The organism is Collimonas sp. OK607, from assembly GCF_900111995.1.
Lineage (GTDB): Bacteria > Pseudomonadota > Gammaproteobacteria > Burkholderiales > Burkholderiaceae_D > Collimonas.
This window is the reverse complement of the sequence record NZ_FOKF01000013.1, coordinates 15413-36537: the sequence shown is the minus strand read 5'-3', so window position 1 is coordinate 36537 and position 21125 is coordinate 15413. Positions and strand designations below refer to the sequence as shown.

Genomic DNA, 21125 nt, shown 5'->3' with positions numbered 1-21125 from the left:
CAACAGGGACACCATGAGTCACTCCACCACCCTCCTGGATTTGCTGTCCAGCAGCCAGGCCCAAAAAGAGGTCACGGCCAACAGCCTGCTCGACGCGGCCAGCCCGGCCATGCTGTTTGGGCGTCGCGCCCCCACCACCGCTGCACTGACCTGGGGTTACTACGGCGGCACCGTGCTGGTCAGCGGCTTGCCGACGCAAATCGGCAATGGCACCGTGGCCCTGACCGCCAGTGCCACCAACTATGTCGAGGCCACCAGCTCGGGCGTGGTCAGCGCCAACACTGCCGGCTTCACCGTCGGACGTACAGCACTGTACACCGTGATCACCGGCGCCGCGACCGTGAACAGTTACACCGACCAGCGCACCGTCGGCGGTGGCAGCATCGGCACACCTGCCAAGCGCATCGCCGCGCCGACGTGGTCCGCTACCATAACGCTCGATTGGTCCAGCTATGACGTGTACCGCATCACGCTTAGCGGTGCCACCACCTTCACGTTCACGGGTGCCACCGACGGGCAAAACTGTATGCTTGAACTGCTGCAGGACGGCGCCGGCAGCCGCCTCGTTACCTGGCCTGCCACGACGCGTTTTTCTGCCGATCTGCCCGCACCAACGCTCACGACCATCGCCTCCAAGATGGACCGCATCGGGTTTCAGGCCAATGCCGGCCTGAACAAGTACGATTGCGTGGCAGTGGTCAAGGGATACTGAGCATGGCAGCGACTTCCAAGCTGACGGCCTACGTCATTACCGGCGGCATCCCGAATGGCGCAACGATTTCAAAATTGACAGCGTATGCCATCAAAGGCGGTGCGCCCAACGGGGCGACGGTTTCAAAACTCGCAACCTACGCGATCACAGGCGGCACGCCCAATGGCGCAACGGTTTCCAAGCTGACGGCCTACGCCATTATCCATACTGCCATTGGCCCAATCTCGGCAGCCAGCAGCAACTTCCTAATGTTTTAAAAAGAGGAACACATGACCATCTTATTTGCCGGCGGCGAGGACGCCGACTTCAATCGCCTGGGCGGAGTGAGCGTCGATACGGTCACAAGTGCCGCACGCCGACCAGCCAATGCGCGTTGCTCTCTCAAGGTGGCGTCGTCTGCTAGAGGAGACGGATGGCAAGCAGTTCTGTCTGTGCCATCCTCTTCGTTCTGGTTGACCGCACAAGGGTACATCCTTGACACGCTCAATACGGTTTCTGCATCCGCGTCGCAGTTGATGGCATTCCAGGATTCGGCGGGGGTTCGGCGACTGGCTCTGGTTCCGCAGCTCAATTCCTATTCAACGTTAGGGTCACTTCACTGGCAGCTGGTCAAGCTAAATGCCGCCGGAACGCAGACGATATTGGCCACGTCCAGCAGTGGCATTACTGGCAATGTGTTGAGCAAGTTTGACGTGTTTATCAATTATGCGGTGGCCGGGCAGGTACAAGTGTATTCGGGTGGCACCAAGATCATCGACTACAGCGGTGATGTGACGACCGACAGCGCCACCGCGCTGGCGAGCGTGGTACTTGGCGAACCATTGGCGGAAGATAGCGGAAACAGCATCTACGGCATTACCTCGACCTATTGGTCAGAAGTCATTGCCGCCACTACGGACACGCGCGCCATGTCGCTGGCGACCCTACCGCCCGCTGCCGCAGGCAACGCCTTCGCATGGACGGGGGCTGCGACCGATATCAGCGAAATCACTTTGGATGACACCACACAGATCATCAGCCTGACGGCAGGACAAATTGCCGAGACCACCGTCACATCCACATCCCTCGCAGGCACGCCAGGTATTGTGGCACTGGTGCTCAACGCCCGTGCCCAAAAAGGCGGGACCGGACCACAGAACGTTGACCTCATGGTGCGAACCGGGGGCACCGATTATGCGTCAGCGGACATTGCCTTGCCGGTTTCGCTTAGCCGCATCAGCAACGTATGGAGTACCAATCCTGCAACCGGCAGCGCCTGGACCGCCAGCGACCTGACAGCAGCCGGCTTCAATGTCGGCATCAAGTCGGTTACGTGACATTGCCATGTCCCGCCTTGGTGCGAACCAGACGGGTATCTGTCTGAAGCTGGAGCTAATCGAAATTTGATCAGCCGCCGCTGCCCAACTAATCAACCTGAAACCCGCCCTGATGTTTGCGCATCGGGCGGGTTTCGCATTTCTGGAGCTTGCCCATGACTGACTCTGACAAACCCGCCCTGGCCGAAAACATGCTTCTCGTGCGCCGCGAAGACTTCGACGAATTATTGAGCCGGGCCGCCGAACGCGGCGCCGAGCGCGTACTGGCCCATCTTGGCCTCGAAAACGGCCGCGCGGCCCGCGACATCGGAGAGCTGCGCTCGCTCCTCGAAGCTTGGCGCGACGCACGCCGCACGGCGTGGCAGACCACGGTCAAAGTCATCACCACCGGGATTTTGGCTGCGCTTCTGGTTGGTGCGGCCATCAAGCTCAAGCTGATGGGAGGCCCGCAATGATCGAGACCCTGCTTGGCGGCCTGCTCGGAGGCGCCTTCCGCCTGGCGCCTGAACTTCTCAAGTGGCTCGACCGCAAAGGTGAGCGCGGCCACGAACTGGCGATGCAAGATAAGGCGCTGGAATTTGAAAAACTGCGTGGCGCGCAGCGGATGGACGAAATCGGTGCCAGTGCCGAGGCCGCTTGGAACACTGGAGCCATCGAAACCCTGCGCGATGCGGTGCGCACACAAGGCGAGAAAACCGGCGTGCGCTGGGCCGATGCGCTATCGTCCAGTGTGCGCCCCGTAATCACCTACTGGTTCATGGCGCTGTACTGCGCTGCCAAGACCGTGGCGTTCGCTGCGGCTGTCACTGCTGGTGCTGGTTGGGGAACTGCCATCCTGCACGCCTGGACTGATGCCGATCAAGCGCTGTGGGCCGGGGTGCTGAATTTCTGGTTCTTGGGCCGTGTGTTTGATCGAGTGCGGTCGTGATGGCGCCAAAAACGGCCATCGAACTGGCCAAGCGCTTCGAGGGCTTTGAAAGGCGTGTGAAGCGCGGAACGGAGATTGCCGCCGTCCCGTACGTGTGTCCCGCAGGATTCTGGACGATTGGCTACGGCCACCTTTGTGTACACGATCACCCGCCAATCACTCAGGACGAGGCCGAAGCCTATCTGGCACAAGATCTCGTGAAAGCGTTGAACTCCACGCTGCGTTACTGCCCGGTGCTGGCCACCGAGCCGGAGGGGCGGCTCGCGGCCATCGTGGATTTCACGTTCAACCTCGGGACGGGGCGTCTGCAGACGTCGACGCTGCGACGGCGGATCAACCAGCGGGACTGGAGTGCCGCCGGGCAGGAACTGCACCGGTGGGTCTATGGCGGTGGAAAAATCTTACCGGGACTGGTGACTCGGCGACAGGCAGAAGTCGTTCTGCTGCGGTAAGCCTGCACCGAAATACACCGTGCTGGCACACTGGAACGTGATGCGATGTTTTGTTGTCAACAAGACGACGGAAATGACAAACCCTTGATGATATCAGGGCTCGTCAGCAACGCGAACCTCCGTTAAAATGGCGGGATAGAGAGGCTACTCAATGAATGTTTTCACCATAGGCTACGAAGGACTTGATATTGACGCGTTTATGTCGCTGCTCGCCGAGCACGGCATTGACACGATTGTCGACGTCCGCGAGCTACCGCTGTCTCGCAAAGTCGGCTTCTCGAAGAAGGCGCTCGCGAATGTACTGAACCTCTCAGGGCGCGAGTACGTCCATATGGTTGATCTGGGTTGTCCAAAACTAGTTCGTAATCGCTACCGCGAGGATGGGAACTGGAAGCGTTACACTGAAGGGTTCATGAAATACCTCAAGACGCAAGACGATGCCATCGCAGAGCTCTCAGCATTGGCTGCGTCGGCGAACTGTGCACTTCTTTGCTACGAGGCTGACTCGAACTTTTGCCATCGCTCGATGGTGGCCAATGCAGTCAAGGAATACTGCGGTGCGCGTGTCATGCACATCAAGGCTTCAGCTAAAAAAGCGAGCTCTGTAGCGTCACCTCAACTGGCTTTCGCCTAGGTGGGTAAATCAGGCTAATGATCAGCCACTGATCTTGGAACCGGTGCTGATTGCCCATCAGGAACATCAAGTCTTTTCCTGTTAAATCCTCTTCGAGTTTGGCTCGGAAAGGCTTTTCCCATTCAATGCCATGACTCTGGCGGCAATGCCAGAACAGCACACCCGCTTCCCAATCGACGATTTTGTGCTTGAACACCTTGTCGCCCTCCGGCGTTTCACAGGTGTATCGGTAGTAGAAATCGAATGGCACCTTCCGAAGCGTCTGGGCCATTTTCTTGACCTCGGTGTCGCTGAAAAGCTGCCCCTGCATCTCGTAGCGCAGTAACTTCTCGCGCTCCTCGTCCGTCCATTCAGCGGCCCTTGCCTCAACGACTTCCAGCGTCAACACCTGCTTTGGTCGCATCAGCGCCAACGACAGCCCCGTTTCGGTTCGGGTAGCTTCGAGATCATCGAAACTCGTGAACGTTGGTAGCTTTTCGATCCACGGCCACCGGGCATCCCATTGCTTTTTCGTATCGATCACATCACGGCAGGTGATCGTGTCGACGTAGAGCTTGTGGCTTTCAGTCCGATGATCTTTGTTAGCCTTCTCGACGCGCACTTCGACCCATTGCCATTTCTTGAATTTCTGGCCTTCCTCAATTAAGCGGAATGGCACAGGATACAAGCGGCGCATCGCACCGTGCTCGTTGATACCAGCGACGCACGACGTTTCAACGTGCTGTGCGCTGGGCGACGGGTACGTCTTAGCCAGAATCAAGATGCGTTCGATTTGCGATGCCATCGGTTTTCCTTCCTTCGGTCGTTGCAGACGAGGGGGCTCTACCCCTCGCTGTTGTTCACCAGAACAGCACCCTTTTATAAAAACTCCGCCATTAGTCGCAGAACACGCTTAAATTCGTCGTCCGCACCACCACCACCTTGCCGAGTGCCGCCCAAAGTAGCAGTCGTGTTGCGTTGAAACGTGTCATAGCTGTATCCGTAAGCAGCACGACCAAATGTCCCCGCTTGCGCAGCAATCCACGTTGTCAAGTCGGTTTGCACTCGGCGATTACCCGCCACGTCGAATGGTAAAGTGGGATCTGCATTTCGTATCGTAGCAATGTGCTCAGGAAAGGCCTCAAGAAACTCTTGGCAAACGCCAATCGCTTGAGTTACATGCCCACGGGTACCGTCAGACTGACCAATACCTTTCTGAAGAATCCCCCAACAAAGGTGACTGAACTGTCCATATTCTTTCACCTCAGCCAAGCATTTTTTGTAGAACCATTCTTTAGATTTAAGGGCCATGGATTTTTCCTTTAGTGAAGAAGAAAGCCCGCATCGCGAAGACGTGGGCTTGCCAATAACTCCGAAAGCGGAGAGAAACTATATGAGCATCGATTAGATCGGTAACACCTCTACATACCCAATTAGGTCTGCCGAGTAACTTCCACCCCCATTCGCAGCCCCTTTGTGCTTGATTTCTCGTTGCAGCGTCGGTTCTACGATCCGGGAAAAAATGTCAAGCCGTTGCTCCGGCGAAAACTTCGGTGTGGTGGTTGGTCCCTGCAAGTAGTGTTCGCATTGGCGCTCCACCGACGGCACTCGAGTGCCATCCACTTTGGCCGCAATCGGCTGCACCACTACACGGCGCTCGCCGTTTCCGGCAGATGTCTCTACCAGCCAAAACGACAATAGCACTGGCGCTTCAACATCGGCTGCAACCGCGATACCGAGCTCTTCCGGTGGCACACTGCGCCAGCGGCCAAGCTCTTCCTGCACCAACGGATGATCCAGACCCATCAACTCCACGTCGTCGCGGCTTGTGGCTGTGTCGCGACTCAACGTGAAACGTGCGCGGCGGGCACCATCAACTGTTACGAGGTCATAGGTTTCATCATCCACTTTGACCATCCGCTGCTGCCTATCTGCCACCGCCGCAGAAATGAAGCGGACCAGTCGATCCAATCCCGAGGACACGTCGGAAAATGGTTTGTAGTCGTCGAGACTAAAGCCATTGAGATCTTGGAACAGGTCGAATACCACCTGTCGCGCTTCGCGCGAATTTGACAAAGCTGCCTCAAGCTCCACCTGCGTGCGTTTCAGCTCGGGGTCAGACAACGCTTCCTGGTACAGCCGGTCATAGTTGAGTCGCTCTGACAACTGACCAAGAATCTGAGCGCGCAGGTCTTCTGCCACATTGCCTTGGTCGTCGACCTTGCCCACCGTTCGTGCGATCTCGGTCAGCTTTTCATCGAGCAACAAGAAGATGCGGCCCTCGATGGTGTCCGACAAGACGAGGTTGTAGACCTGCGCTGTGTGGTTTTGCCCGTAGCGGTGGATGCGCCCGATGCGCTGTTCCACATCCATCGGGTTCCACGGCAGATCAAAATTGAACAGGATGCGAGCGAACTGCAGATTGATACCTTCCCGGCCGGCTGCGGTACAGACGAGCACACGTGGGCCATCCTTCAGACGGAAGCGACGTTCTGCCGCAACTTTGGCTCCGTGGTCGCCGCCACGCAATACCGCCACACCCTGCCCAGGAAAAGTCTGTTCGATTTCACGGGCGATCAAATCCACCGTGCCAAGGTAGGTGGCGAACACCACGATTTTCTCGTTTGGGTTTTGTCGCCACAGCGTCCCCAGCCCATCGAGCAGCTTCTGTGCCTTGGTTTCGCGTTGCTGCGGAAACACCGCCAACAATTCACCGATGCGCAAGCGCTCCTCCGGCAAATGAAGCTCAACCACGGCCGATGCAGCTTCCTCGCCATGGCTTGCAGAATACTCGCTGCCATAGGGGTCGGAGGCCATCTCCAGTGCTTCCTCGTCTAGCTTCTTCACCAACCGGTACTTGAGATCAGCCAACACGCGGTCGACCTCGCTGCGACCGATACTGTCGCGTGAAAGGTTGAATTCTTGGTGGATCAGCTCGCGCGCTTCATCCGTCAGCCGCTCACGACCCTCGATGTCGAGATCTTTGTCGCGCAGAAACGCTTCGTGCAGCGTCAGCATCAGCAGGCGCCTCTTGAGCGTGCGCCGAACGGCGGCAAAGCTTGATGCGGCAATTTTTTGGAAGATGGCCATCAGGAAACCAAGGGCTTGGCCTTTGCCTCCCTGACGGCGCGCGAGATTGAATCCGTCTTCCAGATACTCGCGCAGCTTCTCGTAGAAGCGACGCTCCTCCTCGCCCATCACGAACGATTCAGTGTGCACCCAGCGACGGGCAAACAGCGGAGATCCATCCGGCTGACAAGCGTCTGCCTTGGTACGCCGGTACATCACCGTGTTCAAACGGTGACGGTTCTCCAGCATCTCCTCAGGACTACTAAATAGCGTGGGGTTCAACAACTGCACCAACATCCAAAACTGAAAATGGTTGCCTTGGTGCGGCGTGGCCGAGAGCAACAACAGATCGCGCGAATGATCTTTCAGTGCCTCGGCCAGTTTGTAATTCTCGGTTTTCCTGATCTTGCCGCCGGTGCGATAGGCGGTGAGGTGGTGCGCTTCGTCGAACACCACCAGGTCCCAGCGCGGTGCATCCAGCAGGCGTTTGATACGCGCCGGGCGCTTGAGGGTGTCGATGCTCGTGATAAGTCGGTCGTGTTTGGCGAAAGCATTGGTCTTGCGATCGGTGATGTCGCCCTCGGAACCGAATACCTCGAAGTCGAGGTTGAAAACCTCGTTTAACTCACGATGCCAGTTGTTCACCAGACCAGCAGGCACCACCATCAGTGCCCGTGTGAGTTCACCCCGGCTCGCCAGTTCGCGCAGGATGAGCGCAGTCTCGATAGTCTTGCCAAGCCCCACTTCATCCGCGATCAGGTAGCGGCGAGGTGATGCGGTCGCGATCCGGTGGGTCAACACCACCTGGTGTGGCAATAGATCGATCTTGGCAGACGTAAGCGCCGAGGCACTCTCCATTACCGGCAGCGCGTGAGCCTCATAGGACAACCAAGCCTTTCGCGCCCGATCCACGCCACCGTCGACCGCATGCAGAATGCGCTCGGTGCGCGAACGTTCCAGGCGGATCGACGCGAGCGGAACTCGACGCTCACCGACACCAAAGAAAGCGCGAAGGTAGCCGTCGTGCTCGCCATCAAGAACGACACCCTGACCAAACTCCGTATGGGTGATCCGTTCTCCTGGGGTAAATTGAGGTTGATCCGTCATCGAAGCCTCAGGTGATCCGTAGGTGAAAAAGTCCAGCGGCCTTTGCCCCTTCGCGGAGTATGATTTCCTGCGGATATTCGTGCGCTTCGCCCCACAAAACTCGACCAAAATCGATGTTTTCGTTGGCATTTGGGTGAGCACAGCGCCAGCTCACGGCGTCTGTAGCAGAGTTAGAGGCAATCCGGCCAGCACCAGATGGCAACCAAAACACCAGAGCCGCTTGCCCGTCGTAAAATTCTTGGAAGGACAGGATGGCGTCCTTCATCTCCGCGCCCAGCCAATTTTCTGCATCGGCAGGTGAAAGCAAATCCAAGCAGCCATCCAGGCCCGCCACCACAAGAGTATTGTTGTTATTGCTGGGCAGATCTTCGAGCCAATGTCCGGTTGCCTGAACGAATTGGCGCAAGCTCCACGCCTCGCTGGCCTTGCACACTTGGGCCAGAGCCTCGGCATCCCACAACCAGCTCGTACCGCGTCGTTGCCATACGGTGTCTCGTAACTGTTTCATAGCTCATACTCCTCAAACAGCGATCCCTGCAGTGATTTGGGAGCCTGTGTTGCGGCCCAGCTATTGAAAATCGACACCGCGCGAGACGCAGCATTTCGGGTCGATGAATTGGCACCGCGTTTGGATAGCCATTCAAGCAGCGGTTTCAATGCCACATGCGGCTTGAAGTTATCGTTCTTCAAAGTGTCTGCCGCATTGATGCCGCTGCCGTCAAAGCACGCTCCTATCAGTACGATTGCCTGATCCAGATCGGCTGTGAGTTTGCGTTTGTGCTTGCCTTGCCAATCGCGCGCAAAGTCGAGGGGATCGACTAGAGTGAACACCTTATTTTTTTCGCTGCACCAGCCGCGTTGTTCGAATTCGTCCGGCGCGCTGCCAGAACCCTTCATAAATTTCTGCATCTGGTCGCGAGCAACCTCGGTCTTGCCGTCAAAAATGCGCAGGAACTGGCGCGAGACCGGCTCCGCATTCACCGGTGGAGGTTCCTGTCCACCTTTGCTGTCCTCATCGATCAGCTGGTTGATACCGACCAGCGCTTCCTTCACCGTGATCGCACGTCCCTCGTCAACGTAGACCTTGCCATAGTGGCGTGAAAAATATTCGAGCGCTTTGCCACGCCGGATTACCTGGATGTCCGCGGCGGGCAGGCCTTCCTTGGCGTGGTTCTCCAGCATCGCTTGCAACTGGCGCACGTCGGCCAGTACCTCACGACGCATGCGGCCCCAGCTGACCGCCTTTGGCTCTTCGGTACGCTTGCGGCAGACGTGGATGATGTCGTATTCAATGGTCTTAGAGCCGAATTCGCCTTCGCCCTTGGTCTCATCCGAGCGAATAGGATAAGTCGCCTCTAGGTAGTAACCGGCATCGAACAACGACTCCAGCACTGCTACCCAAGGCTCGTCCTCGCTGTGATGGAAGGTAAAGGCAAGGATACCACCCGGTTTCAAAATACGGTGCGCTTCTCGCCAGCATTGCGTGAGCAACCGTTGATAAAAACCATCAGCGTCTTCAGGTTCGCGCGCCCGATTGGCCACAACCTCCATCGCTTTCGGCGTGAACTCCGCGCCAAAGACATCGGGGTATTTCGATTTCAGGACAAGGCGAAGCCAAACATAAAAGAAATCAGATAGCTCTGAATAGTGCAGCAGTCCGCCAAAGGGTGGATCAGTTATCACAAGATCAAGCGAGCCGTCCTTCAACTGGGCAAGCTCGGTTGATGACCCTTGGAAAATCGTTGCAGGAACAAGCGGATCACCAGGTAGAACCTTTTCGCTCTTGCCCGTGCATTCAGCACCAAGTAATGGATTCAATCGCCGCAATGCCTCGACGCTGACTGTATCCCAAGGATTTTTAGCCCAATCGCGCCCTTCGATAATCCCTTCAACGCAAGACGCCCAGTTACCCCTCCCGAGATTTGCGAATACGCAGTTTTCAACTACTGTCGATTTCGGATGGTAATTATTGTTCGCAAACATTGGCTCAAGCTTGTCGGCCTTGACATTCCAGAGCGTGAAAAGACTTTGATTTCTGAGATATTGCTGGAATGCACCAAGAACGTACTCGCGTGACTCCCATGAGTATCCGTCCAGCGTGACGATAGCTTTGAGGAGTTGCGCATGGACTAGTAGCTGGCGGGGGCTGAACATCGTCCACCAGTGCGTGAATCCGTGATTCGGCACACCGCCTTGGAGATGATGGGTCATGAACCCATATGGCAGTTCGCTTTTGGGCCAATACGGGGAGAGATCTGCGTCCTTACGCGCATCCCATTCATTCTGGGCGGCGTCATACTGCGCAGCGATTTTTTCGTCAAAGGCCGCGAAGAAGCGCCCGTTATAAGCATCGCCTTTGTCAGCAGCCTTTGGTGCGTAGCCCTGAATGGCATATCCGGCCGTTGGACCTGTCTTACCCGATGCCTTCACTGTGTCCAAAACATCTTGCACCGTTCCGCACGCGCCGCACGCGTAGTTCGATTTCTTTGGAACTGTCCCGCCTTCCTTGCCGGTCCTAAAAGTGGTCTTCGTCTCCCGGCACGTCACTTCATCTGGCAATACACCTCTAACTTCCAGAAGGCGAATTTTCTTGGCACGTTCTTGATTCCAGCGAGCAGTTGATATTGCATCGTCTTGCGCCGATCCGCCAAACGGCTGACCGTTGGCGTCCTGCTTTGGGCTGCCTGAAAGCCACTGCGGATGCACCAGCAGCGACAGTTCAACTTTCTTATTCTTTCCCTTCCCCAATTTGACCATTGCTGCATGGCTACAGTGGGGGCAAACAACTCCGCGTTTCGGATCGATCACTGAATATGGGTACTCATCCGGTGCTACATAGAGCGGCACATCGGGAGCCATGCGAGCTGGGACGTCTTCGACGTGGAAATCCTTACCGCATTTACTGCATGTGTGCTCCCAATGCTTGACGGTCAAAGTCTTCACGGCAATCACCGGGCTGGTCATAATCGGCGTGCGGTGGCCACAACCCGTGACCTGACATGGGCCGTGCTTGACCCAGAAGGTGTAAATGATTTCAGGGCCTTCGTAGCTGTATTCGCGGCGTTGTTCAATTGTCAGACTTAGGGGATCAAAGTCTGACTCCATCACATGCTTGGTTGGCACGTGGGTCCATTTTCCTTTCTCGCCATTTGGGCCGTCGCAGTAGTAGTACGGCATGATCTGCGGCTTGACCTCGGCCTCGATGGCGGCAAGCAGGCGCTTCACTTCATCGAGATCGACGTTGGCGAGTTCCTGCTTGACGACGAACCACGCGACAGGGTTCAGGTCGTTTCCGTACATCTGCATACCTAGACGCGAGCCCTCGACCAAAGTAGTGCCGCCACCCATGAAAATATCAGCCACCTTTAGGTGCTTAAATGCGCCTTTTTTCTGGTGGTTGGCGTAGTAGTTGTCCCACACCAACTTGGCTGCGTGCGATTTGTCTTCGGGAGCCTTCGTAGCCGCTGCGATCAACATCGAGCGGAATACGCTCGAACGTCGCCGAGCCCACCACTTCGACATTTGGTAGATCGGCTTACCGGCGTTCCCTTCGATGATGGCCACTTGATTGACGGGCAAGATCGGAAAATCGACCTCTAGGCATGTCTTGGGGCGGTTCGAGTCATTGAAGTCGACAGTGTCCATCGCGACGGCCTTGCCTGCGCCTACCACTTTGGCGACTTCTTGCGCCAATTGTTCTTTTTTAGTTGCCATGCAGCGCGTTCCTTATTTCGTGATTTCGACGAACGGCGACAACACCTCGAGCAGCGAGAGGCCGCCATGCGTCATCGTTGGGTACCCGCCTTGGCTCTTCCACTTCCAGCGGCCAACGGCCAGAAGGTGAGCACCGTGAGGGCTATTAATTTGCATCGCGACGGGTGGCACGAAAGGGCCGGTCTCACCAGCGCCAGCCTTGCTGCGCCCACTGGCGAAGGTCTTCTTTAGAAACTGACTGACCTCGCCATCGGCATCGGGGAAGTAGCCTGTGGCGGCGTAACCATGGTCGGACGTGATTACCAGCCGACGTCCTGTCGCCAAGCGTTCGACGAAGGTCCAGAAATCGTCGCTACCCAATTGCTCGGTCGCGTCTCGTGTCAGGGTGTCGAGGCCTTGGCCTGCGCCAGCGCCGTCGTGTACCTTGCTGTCCGGCCAGTGGTGCCAGAACACCCAGTTGGGCGCGGCATCGATCAGACCTGCGCAATCCTTCCACGCCATGTCGACGCACTCGGTGTGTGCCGGTTGGAGGCTATGGGCCAGACCGCCGCCGTTGTTTTGAAGCTGACTGCGGCTGCCGAAGCCCAGCGCGCGGGCAAACTCGTTTGTCTCACCCGGCAATTCGGACGCGTTAGCGGTGACCTCGTGCAGGGTAAAGCCACGTTCCTTCGCGCCTTGTAGAAGCCAAGGTAGTTCGCGTAGCGAGAGGCCGTCGAGGATCAGCACTGCTTTGGCGCTGTAAGGCTCGTTCCACCAACGCACCAGCCGATCCGAGGTGCGCTCGACGGTATCACCGAAGGCTTGCCACAGATCCCATCCGCTGGTGGACAGGAAGTGATCAAGCGTGCCAATCTCGCGGTCGCGCTTGGTAACCTCACTCGGGGCGTTGCCTGCAGCCAGCGGCTTCGCAGCGATCTCGACTGCCTTGTTGATGATGACGCGCCACGCGTCTTCAGGCGCGCCCTTGGTCAGGCGGTGTAGGACTCCGGCGTCGAGCGTCATCAGTTGTCTTCCTTTTCAAGGGCGATCTCGAAAGTCATGCCATCAGGCAGTTTCTTGAGTAGTTCCTTCACCTGCGCGCCCGTGGCTGCAGACACTTTGATCGTTACCTCGGTGTTGATTTCGCCGACGATCTTCAATGCATCAACGAGCCTGCTATTGCTCGTACCGGAAGCATTGATTTGAATCTCGTGAAGGCGAGTCGCAGCATTTACGCCCCATCCCTCAAGTCTGCCGATAAGGTTCAGCGCCGAGGTGGCCGGGTTACTCAGGCTCACGCGCGGCTTACCGTCGACACTGGTCGACTCACCGCCAAAAATCCCACCACCGATCGGGGGGGGTGTTGTGTATCCGCCGGGTGCGGTGCCGCCACCTGTAGGTGACGCCGGTGGTGTTACCCCGCTATCAAATAGGCCACCACCATTGGGATCTCCGGCAGGCGGCGTGGGTAGTGTAGTGCCACCCGTTGTCGGCACTGCAGACGGTTCCAATAGGAAGACTTCGTCAAGCTGGCGTCCGGTGTAGGAGAGCTTTGGACGCAGGCGCTTCCACGCCGTTTCCTCATCCTCGCCGGGCTGGGCTTGCAGGAATTCCATGCCGCGCAGGTTGATTGCGACCCTGCCGCGCGCGCAAAGACGAAGGATGCGCTCCTTCATCGATGTCTCGCCTAGCCACGGAATGCAGTCCTGTCCAGCTGGTCGCGGTTCTTGCAATTCGCGCAGCAGCTTCCCGACTGGCGAGTTGTCGCCAGCGGCCTCCAGAACGAGATCTTCAAAGTCCTCTGGCACGAACAGATCGTTGACCAAGGCTTCCTCGATTCCTTCGGGGATCTGCGCGCCTTGCTTCTTCAAGCTCTCGATACTGAATTCGCACTGGCTCGGGTCGCCGAAATTCCAGCGATGCAACACGGCAAAACGGTCAAAGCGCTTCTTCAGGATTTCGCGCAGCTCGCCCTGATATTTGGTGTGCAGTTTCTTATACTCAGGATTCTGGCCGCTCCATTCCTGCGCCTTCATTTCGGCGCGGGCGAGGATCAGAAGATCGCGGTCTTGGAAAGCATTCGAAAAGCCCGAGCGCGGTAGCAGGAAGCGAACGGTGTTACGACGCTTCTGCAGATGGTCTTTCACCCATCGACCCAGGCGCTCATTGAGCTTGTCCGGCTCCTCCGGTAATACGAGGATTGGCAGGCGGTCATCCCACCGGTCGGGCTGCTCGGTTTCGTCGAGCGGCGACCACGGGTCAGACGGCCAGGATTTCGGGAGTGCAATGACGCGGAAGGTCTTGGCAACCTCTTCAGTACCGCCAATGACGTAACGTATTTCCTTGGCGAGTTGGGCAAGGTCAGAGCCATCAGAGAACAGCTTGTCGTTACGCGCACAGGCCATCAGTTTGGCCTGTGGGTTCTCTTCCTCGCGGAAGACGAGACGGAAGCCGTCTTGATGGATGTTGAAGCTGTTCTCGACGACCGTGGCCAGTTCAACTTGGAAGGCGTTGTCGTCAATAGCCTTGGCTCGCGTGATGTCGGCCTGCAGTGTCACGGGCTCTGCACCGGCAAGGTTGCCCACAGCAATCGAGCGCAACCACAACGCCCCAACGATTTCCTGCAGGTGAGGTGCAAGGCTTGCATGGTTAGGCACGGCTTCGGTCACCGAGATAATGTTCTGCTGTGCCTTGGCGCGCAGCGTGCGGTGGTGCTCGTTCGATACTGAATCCAACAACGCACCGATCCCCGACGCATCGTCATCGAGGCGGAAGTCAGCAGCAGTAAGTACCGGAACGGCCTCGCCGCGACTCTTGTAGAGGTTAGCTAGGATGCGAATCATGTCACGCGTTTCCTGTGCGTCAGTCGCTATCAACACCTGCTCTTCTAGTAAACGTAGCAGATGCGGTGCATATGGCCAGGACTCAACAAATTCGCTTCGTTTCCGTTCTTGCTCTGAGGTTGGAATATCCATCAGGCGGAAATATTCCGCGATGTGTTTGGCCACCAGCGATTCGACGGTGGTACTAGAAATCTGTAGACGGTTGTCGAATAATCGATGCAGCAACATCCGCCGACGATCCTGCTGGATACGTTCAGCATTGCCCCCAGCCTTGAAATCAATAGCGACCGGATTGACACGATGTACCTGCTGGTAAGCGTCGCTGCCACCGTTGCGCACTGAAATGACGAGCACCAGTAGTTCAGGGTGCTCTTTGGCGATCTCCGACAAGATCTGAATGAAGTTGAACGCCCAGTTTTTCCACGGGTACTGCTTAGTGTTTGTCAGGCCGTCGTACCACGTCTGGAATTCATCCAGCAGCAGCATCGTGGGCGTGTGCTGCAACAGCTCAAGGATCAGCTTATCTGAAGGGATGTCGGTCTTCGCCGCTCCCATGCCTTCCCACTTGCCCTTGATGTAGGTGCCGTGGGGATGGCGTTCAAGCAGAAGATCCCACAGAAATTTGTAGCGCTGGCGGTGCAGGCTTTCGCCGATCACGAGCATCTCGCTGCGGAGCGCGATCTTGCTAATCTGCGGATCGCCAAGCGTGGTCGCCCAGGAATTCAGCCAAGCGCCGGTCGATGTTGCATCGTTCACTGCGTGGTAGAGAGCTGCCATCAAGTGCGACTTACCGAGACCGCGCTCGCCAATCACCACTACCGGTCGCCCCTGGTTCGGGCCAACGGCCTCGATACCTTTCAGCAGATCGTGCGTGGGATACGTGATATCCAGAAAATCCTGCGCTGCAATCTGAGTCGCGCCGGTATTTGATTCGTTGGACAGCTCAATGGCCGTCCCCTTGAGACGTTTACCCCGAAATTCTTCTCTTAGTGTCAGTCCAAGCATTACTTTCGCTCCCCATCATTAATTTGGCTCTTGCCCGTGTATTCCTCTTCACGGCTCGGGTCGAGCGCCTCCATAGACTGCTGCTTGATCCAGCTGTCTATGTCTGCGCGCGAGAACCGCCACGTCCCTCCAACCTTGAAGGCCGGGATTCTTTTGGCGGCAGCCAATCTGTAGATCGTTCGCTCGGTGACCTTCAGATAGTCCGCGACCTGCTTAATTGTGAGGATCTGGCCCTCGCTGGTACTTGTTGACATGGTGATGACCAAATTAGGACAAACGACGACAGGATAGTGCAAAATTTTCAAGGCAGCAACTGTAAATGGCTGGATTTGGTAGGATTCGGGAACATTGCGTAGGGCCAGGGGGCATTGGATGAGCCTGCGCTATGCGCGGAGCCAGGGAGATCACGGCGCCGAGGGCACTCAACCAACGTGAGAACGCGAAATTGGGGGAGCGACGCCGGAATCACATTGATGTTTGACTAGCCTACTGACCGAGAAGTCACCAATCAAGTACGCAGCGCCCCAAAGCAAAGCGCTCTTCAGGGGAAAACGTCCAAACTCTCGATTTCATGCCCCTATGGGGACATGTTACTATCTATCTCAATATGCGGACGCGGTTTGGTTTCCCGCTTCCCCAACCAAGATTTCCTCATCAATCAAGCGACACCGTTTGCACGATTACCTCGAACTCGGCCAGCACGTCAGGCTGGCGCTGTTTCAGGTAACGGGCGACGGACTTGTTTTCCAGGAGCCGGGCTAGGTAGCCCTTGGCCAGCACTAGATTCAAAACGTCCTGCCCGTAGGTCTGCTCGACCATTTTGTACTGCCCTTGTAAATTGCTCATCTCGCGCTCCATTTTTGCCATCTGCTCCTGGGTCAGGCCCGTCAACTTCGCTGGCTTTTTCCCCTCGACCAGCATTTCCGTGGGGGTTGCGACCAACATCGCTTCGGCATAGGCGACAGTGACAGTGTTGGCCGAAACCATCAATTCAACACATTCGACCTGGCGCGTGGGCTTCATTTTGCGCAACACCCGGGAAATGTCGGTGGCGAAGTGACGGTCCTTCAGCAGTTCACCGGCCTCCGGACAGATCCCCTCGAGCAGTGTCGCCTTCCGCGTGATCGTGCGCGTATCGACGCTGAGCGCCTTCGCCAGTCGTTCCGGCGTAACCCCACGTTGAATTGCACGCCGGATCATATAGTGCTCCTGGATCGTGGACAGGCGGTTGATTCGACTGTTGTACGTGTAGCTCTCATCATCTGTAGCAACCAAGCACTGCACCTCGCCAAAGCTCAACTCCCGTAACGCGATGACGCGAATGTGGCCATCAAGCAGGATGTGCTGGCCCGTCTTGGGATCCGCCTGCCCCACTGACAAGGGCTCGATCAGTCCGATTTCCTGAATTGAAGAGCGGATCTGCATGAATTTTTTGGATGTGGCCACGCCCATCGGCGTTTTGCGAGACGGCAGGATTTTGTCGATGGGTACTATCAGCGGCTCAAGATCGAATCCGAGAGATACCTTGGTCATGCTGCTCGCCCTCCTGACAAGATACGTTCAGCGAGGTATTTCGGCAGGGTATCCAGGCCCTCCGCACGCAACAGGGTGGTGAAATTCTCGTCGGCCAGCAGTTCGCGCATGGCACTGACGACAAACAGCAGACGCTGCTGGGCGATCTCCGCCTTTTTCACCATCTGCTTTTGACGATCGACTTCCTTTTGATAGGTCCTGACCAAACTAGACGTCGTGACGTCTGGCAACTTACGTGGCGTTCCACGTTGAACAGAACGGCCCAGTGTTTGCCGGCGTTCGATGACGCGCCGAGCTTGGATCAGTCGATTGCCGCGCAGTTTGCCGGATTCATAGGCATCCTGTAGCGCGGCCTGAATGGCTTTGTCGTCATCCCCCGCACCGCAAATGGTCAGAGCAGCGTTCAGGGGGATGCGTCCCTTTTCTACCGCCACCAGCAGGCGTTCCTCGCCGTTTTTCAAAAGCAATAGGATGCCGTTGACGTACTCAGCGGTCAGTCCGGTCTTTTGGGCAATGATCTTTTTGTCATATCCCTGGTCGCGGAGTTGCTCGATGCCGACGAGCAATTCCAGCGGACGGTATTGACGGCGGGCTATGTTCTCAGCCAAACTCATGATGTACGCGTTCTCATCGCTGACTGTCACCACCAAGGCCGGAATGGTATTCTCACCCAAGGATCGGAACGCTTTCATACGACCTTCGCCGCAAATCAACATGTAGCGCTCAGTGCCATCTGGTCCGGCGCGCGGGGTGACGGTGATCGGCTTTTTCAGCCCGATCGTCTGGATGTTGCCGACAATCTCATCGAATACCCCCTTGTTGCGCTCCCGGGGATTGAGGACATCGATTAGATCGATCGGGATCATTCGCATCTCTCCAGACTCCATCTTTTCCGTCATGCTGCTCTCCTGACGCGTATCCGCTCTGCCATCCCGTACAGGTAGTCCAAGCTGTCAAATCGATAGCTCTCAAACTCGATCGGGTTACGTTCTGCCAGATTGATGCGGGGCTGCCCGAAGTCCAGCCGCGGCAATAGGTAATAGTCCAGCGCTGCCTGATTGGCTTGGTCCAGTCTGACTGCCACGGTAATGTCCGGCACCAAACTGGTGTCGAACCGAACCTTCCAGTGATGCCGGCCACTCTCCGGTGTCTGGCAGCGCGCCAGCACCAGCGAGATGCTGAATTCGTCGTTGATCCGAAGAAGATCCGTGGCGGGGTCGCGCCGGAGCGATCCACCCACCATGGCGATCTGGCTTTCAGTCTGATTGACGATCTCGGGATGGAAGCGGCGCAAGAACTTGTTGGTTTCCAGGTATCGGTAGTCGCGATCAGGTGTGAAACCCACCATTTGATAGGCACGGACCAGACTGCCGAACCTGTGCGAGTAGATAGAGGTCGATGGCATACCCTCGGTTTCATTAATAACCAGACCGGACAGAAAGCCCCGGTTTTGGTACAGATTGCGCAGGCGCTCGATCAATTCATCATTAGTGTAACGGTACGCCCTGGCCCGCACGATGCCCTGTGCCGTGTAGAACACGTCGGGTGGCACGATCGGCTCGAAGGCCCCCTCCTTCTTGATCCACATATCGGGCGTGTTTTCCACGCGCAGCTTCTTGAGCTTGAACGAAATCCGGTTGTAGACGTTGTTGCCGATGTACTTTTCGTTGGTCAGCACCTCGTGCACCGTACCGCGCGTCCACTCCCGGTCAAGGTCGGTATGCACCGCCATGCCATTTAGACGCCCGGCGATCTCTGACTCCACAAGGCCATCATTGATGAACCAGTGGTACATCAGGTTCACGGTGCGAACTTCATCTTCCGGGCCGGGCATGAGGATAACGCGGTCGGTCTGCAGGCTCTTGTGCTCACCACGCGTCAACTCGGCCTTGATGGCGCCATTCTGGTCAATAAGGATTCGGCGCAGCCCATACCCGGCGGGCCCACCTTGGCGGTAGCCGAGCTCAATCAGTCGGCACTGCCCCGCGAATACTTTGGCGGACAACTCTCGACTATACTCGCCGGCCATGGCCCGTTTGACACCCTTGACGATCGTGGATACTGGGGAGCCGTCATTTTCAAACTGCTCGGCGCAGTAGGCGACCTGAATGCCGGCACGTCGGCACCGATACTCGTAATAGGCGCTCTCGTCGGCATCTTGGAAGCGGCCCCAGCGACTGACGTCGTAGACTAGGATGATCGTAAAGTCCGCCGAACCACTTTCAACGTCTTTGATCAGTTTCTGCAAAGACGCTCGGCCATCAATGCGCAGGCCGCTTTTGCCGGCATCTGCGTAGGTCCTGACGATCTCGATGCCGCGCGCGGCGGCGTACTCCCGGATCTTGTCAGATTGATTTTCGGTAGAGTACTGCTGGTGCTCGGTCGACATCCGAACATACTCAACCGCCCTGAGTTGCGGCGGCGGCTCCCCGCCAACATCGCTTGGTTCGTCTTGTTGCATGATCCCGATCGCCCCAGTCAATTGGAATTTCTGCTCTCGGAATTTCACCTACCACATGGCGATTGCCATCAAGGCAAACTCCTGCCTAGAAACCAGGAGCTCAAAATCGAGGTCGCGCGTGACGTGTCGAGAGTGCATGTGTGCGATACGGTAGCACCATGTATCGAATCATCGAACACGTCCTCTCTTTGCAATTTTTACGTCTGGCACGCACTGGCACGCGTGTGCAGTTATTTCGACTGTCCAGACGTCCATCTTTGCAATTGCACCGGTCGTGACCATACTGAGACGATATATCCCTGATGGCAGAGGCATTTCTGGCGTTGACGCGTCCATCTTTGCAATTGGGTCGCTAGGGGTGCTGGCGTTACGCCCACGTTGCAACGCACGATTTCGTTCGGCATACTCTGGGTGCGTGATGCGGTATTCGCGCCAGTAGCCTGGATTGCGCTGGTTCCACGCCTGCTGTGCTCGTGCCTGGTTATCTTGGTAGTCCGGATCGCTCTGACGCTTGAGCAGTTGCCAGCGTCGGCGGCGCTCGCGTTGGCAATCCTTGTTTTCGCAATAGCACTGCAGTGGTACCTGAGGGCGTGGCTGAAATACCTGGCCGCATGCTGAGCAATGCTTGATCTTCATGAAATTTCTCCATGCACAAATCGTGCATGAAGAGTGCGCGACAATACATGTAAATGAAAATTTCAGAGGCATGCGGTTACGTCTGCGCCGGGCCAAGTCAGAAGAAAAATGCACGTGGGCCGCAACTACGGCGTCATTCGGGGGTCGGCGTCGTGGTACCCTTGATAAGTAAAAAATACCTGCTGACATTAACCACATCGATGATTGATATTGTGATCTTGGCAGTGTCGAAATGCTTTTGGTCATCAATAGACCGGAACAGCGCCTTGAGTAATTAGAAAATGAAGAAAATCATCCTAATTTCATGCGTGCGCAAGAAACTATCCTACAGAGCCAAATCGCAAGATATTTACATCAGCCCCCTGTTTCAGCTAAATCTGGAGTTTGCCAGGAAACTAAAGCCAGACGCAATTTACATCCTCTCGGCCAAATATGGTTTACTCGATTTGGACACTGAAATCGAGCCCTACGACCTCACGCTCAACAATATGCCTTCTTGCCAGGTGCAGGCCTGGGCGCAGCGGGTTCTGGAGCAATTTAAAGATCGTGCTGAGCCTAGAAAAGATCATTTTGTGTTCCTGGCGGGGCAGAAATACCGGAAATTCTTGGAGCCGCACCTTGCATCCTTCGAGGTACCCATGAAAGGACTCACTATCGGAAAGCAGCTGCAGTATTTGGGCAAGCGAATCCATGAGTGAGATTTACGCCAGATTGCACCGCTTATTCCAAGGGCTGCCAGAGGTGGCCCCATTTGTAA

20 protein-coding genes are annotated in these 21125 nt (G+C 56.6%); 8 read left to right on the top strand and 12 right to left on the bottom strand.

The genetic code is table 11. The features are described from left to right. The first annotated feature begins 13 nt into the window (after window positions 1–13). From BM029_RS11050 to BM029_RS11020, 7 genes are all read left to right on the top strand, one after another. The gene (locus BM029_RS11050) at window positions 14–712 is read left to right on the top strand and encodes a hypothetical protein (RefSeq protein ID WP_092435952.1); all 699 of its coding nucleotides are present in this window, start codon (window positions 14–16) and stop codon (window positions 710–712) included. Between the two features lie 2 nt (window positions 713–714). Next, on the top strand, window positions 715–969 hold the full coding sequence (locus tag BM029_RS11045) for a hypothetical protein (RefSeq protein ID WP_092435950.1): 255 nt from the start codon (window positions 715–717) through the stop codon (window positions 967–969). Window positions 970–981: 12 nt separating this feature from the next. After that, window positions 982–2028 carry a hypothetical protein gene (locus tag BM029_RS11040; protein ID WP_092435948.1) on the top strand — a complete coding sequence of 349 codons (1047 nt, stop codon included), beginning with the start codon at window positions 982–984 and terminating at the stop codon, window positions 2026–2028. Between the two features lie 155 nt (window positions 2029–2183). After that, window positions 2184–2483, top strand: coding sequence for a DUF6127 family protein (locus tag BM029_RS11035; RefSeq protein ID WP_092435946.1), 300 nt, complete (start codon window positions 2184–2186; stop codon window positions 2481–2483). After that, window positions 2480–2956 (top strand): hypothetical protein, encoded by a 477-nt coding sequence (locus BM029_RS11030; RefSeq protein ID WP_092435944.1) that lies wholly within the window; start codon window positions 2480–2482, stop codon window positions 2954–2956. Before BM029_RS11035 ends, BM029_RS11030 begins: the two co-directional genes overlap by 4 nt. Continuing rightward, entirely contained in the window at window positions 2956–3408 is a 453-nt protein-coding gene (locus tag BM029_RS11025) for a lysozyme (RefSeq protein ID WP_092435942.1), read from the top strand. Before BM029_RS11030 ends, BM029_RS11025 begins: the two co-directional genes overlap by 1 nt. 151 nt (window positions 3409–3559) lie before the next feature. After that, window positions 3560–4042 (top strand): DUF488 domain-containing protein, encoded by a 483-nt coding sequence (locus tag BM029_RS11020; protein WP_092435940.1) that lies wholly within the window; start codon window positions 3560–3562, stop codon window positions 4040–4042. On the opposite strand, the gene BM029_RS11015 is transcribed toward BM029_RS11020, so the two are convergent. From BM029_RS11015 to BM029_RS10960, 12 genes are all read right to left on the bottom strand, one after another. Next, window positions 3996–4826 (bottom strand): hypothetical protein, encoded by an 831-nt coding sequence (locus BM029_RS11015; RefSeq protein ID WP_092435937.1) that lies wholly within the window; start codon window positions 4824–4826, stop codon window positions 3996–3998. The genes BM029_RS11020 and BM029_RS11015 overlap by 47 nt on opposite strands. Window positions 4827–4900: 74 nt before the next feature. Next, entirely contained in the window at window positions 4901–5332 is a 432-nt protein-coding gene (locus tag BM029_RS11010) for a hypothetical protein (protein ID WP_092435935.1), read from the bottom strand. 93 nt (window positions 5333–5425) lie between these two features. Continuing rightward, window positions 5426–8197, bottom strand: a complete 2772-nt coding sequence (locus BM029_RS11005) for a DEAD/DEAH box helicase (protein WP_092435933.1) — start codon at window positions 8195–8197, stop codon at window positions 5426–5428. Window positions 8198–8204: 7 nt separating this feature from the next. Further along, a complete protein-coding gene (locus BM029_RS11000) occupies window positions 8205–8705 on the bottom strand; it encodes a hypothetical protein (RefSeq protein ID WP_092435931.1) in 501 nt (166 codons plus the stop codon). Beyond that, a complete protein-coding gene (locus BM029_RS10995) occupies window positions 8702–11911 on the bottom strand; it encodes a DUF1156 domain-containing protein (protein WP_092435928.1) in 3210 nt (1069 codons plus the stop codon). The genes BM029_RS11000 and BM029_RS10995 overlap by 4 nt, the downstream gene beginning before the upstream one ends. A gap of 12 nt (window positions 11912–11923) precedes the next feature. Beyond that, on the bottom strand, window positions 11924–12913 hold the full coding sequence (locus BM029_RS10990; RefSeq protein ID WP_092435926.1) for a hypothetical protein: 990 nt from the start codon (window positions 12911–12913) through the stop codon (window positions 11924–11926). Continuing rightward, a complete protein-coding gene (locus BM029_RS10985; RefSeq protein ID WP_092435923.1) occupies window positions 12913–15738 on the bottom strand; it encodes a DUF499 domain-containing protein in 2826 nt (941 codons plus the stop codon). The genes BM029_RS10990 and BM029_RS10985 overlap by 1 nt, the downstream gene beginning before the upstream one ends. After that, complete coding sequence (locus tag BM029_RS10980; RefSeq protein ID WP_092436097.1) at window positions 15738–15992, bottom strand: methylation-associated defense system helix-turn-helix domain-containing protein MAD1; 255 nt, start codon at window positions 15990–15992, stop codon at window positions 15738–15740. The genes BM029_RS10985 and BM029_RS10980 overlap by 1 nt, the downstream gene beginning before the upstream one ends. 400 nt (window positions 15993–16392) lie before the next feature. Continuing rightward, window positions 16393–17271 carry a plasmid partitioning protein RepB C-terminal domain-containing protein gene (locus BM029_RS10975; protein ID WP_092435921.1) on the bottom strand — a complete coding sequence of 293 codons (879 nt, stop codon included), beginning with the start codon at window positions 17269–17271 and terminating at the stop codon, window positions 16393–16395. Continuing rightward, window positions 17268–18170, bottom strand: coding sequence for a ParB/RepB/Spo0J family partition protein (locus BM029_RS10970; protein ID WP_092435919.1), 903 nt, complete (start codon window positions 18168–18170; stop codon window positions 17268–17270). Before BM029_RS10970 ends, BM029_RS10975 begins: the two co-directional genes overlap by 4 nt. Beyond that, a complete protein-coding gene (locus tag BM029_RS10965; RefSeq protein WP_092435917.1) occupies window positions 18167–19732 on the bottom strand; it encodes a recombinase family protein in 1566 nt (521 codons plus the stop codon). Before BM029_RS10965 ends, BM029_RS10970 begins: the two co-directional genes overlap by 4 nt. A gap of 168 nt (window positions 19733–19900) precedes the next feature. Then, on the bottom strand, window positions 19901–20368 hold the full coding sequence (locus BM029_RS10960) for a hypothetical protein (RefSeq protein ID WP_092435915.1): 468 nt from the start codon (window positions 20366–20368) through the stop codon (window positions 19901–19903). 281 nt (window positions 20369–20649) lie between these two features. Between BM029_RS10960 and BM029_RS10955 the strand changes: the two genes are divergently transcribed. Then, the gene (locus BM029_RS10955) at window positions 20650–21066 is read left to right on the top strand and encodes a DUF6884 domain-containing protein (protein ID WP_211482468.1); all 417 of its coding nucleotides are present in this window, start codon (window positions 20650–20652) and stop codon (window positions 21064–21066) included. Window positions 21067–21125: the final 59 nt, after the last annotated feature.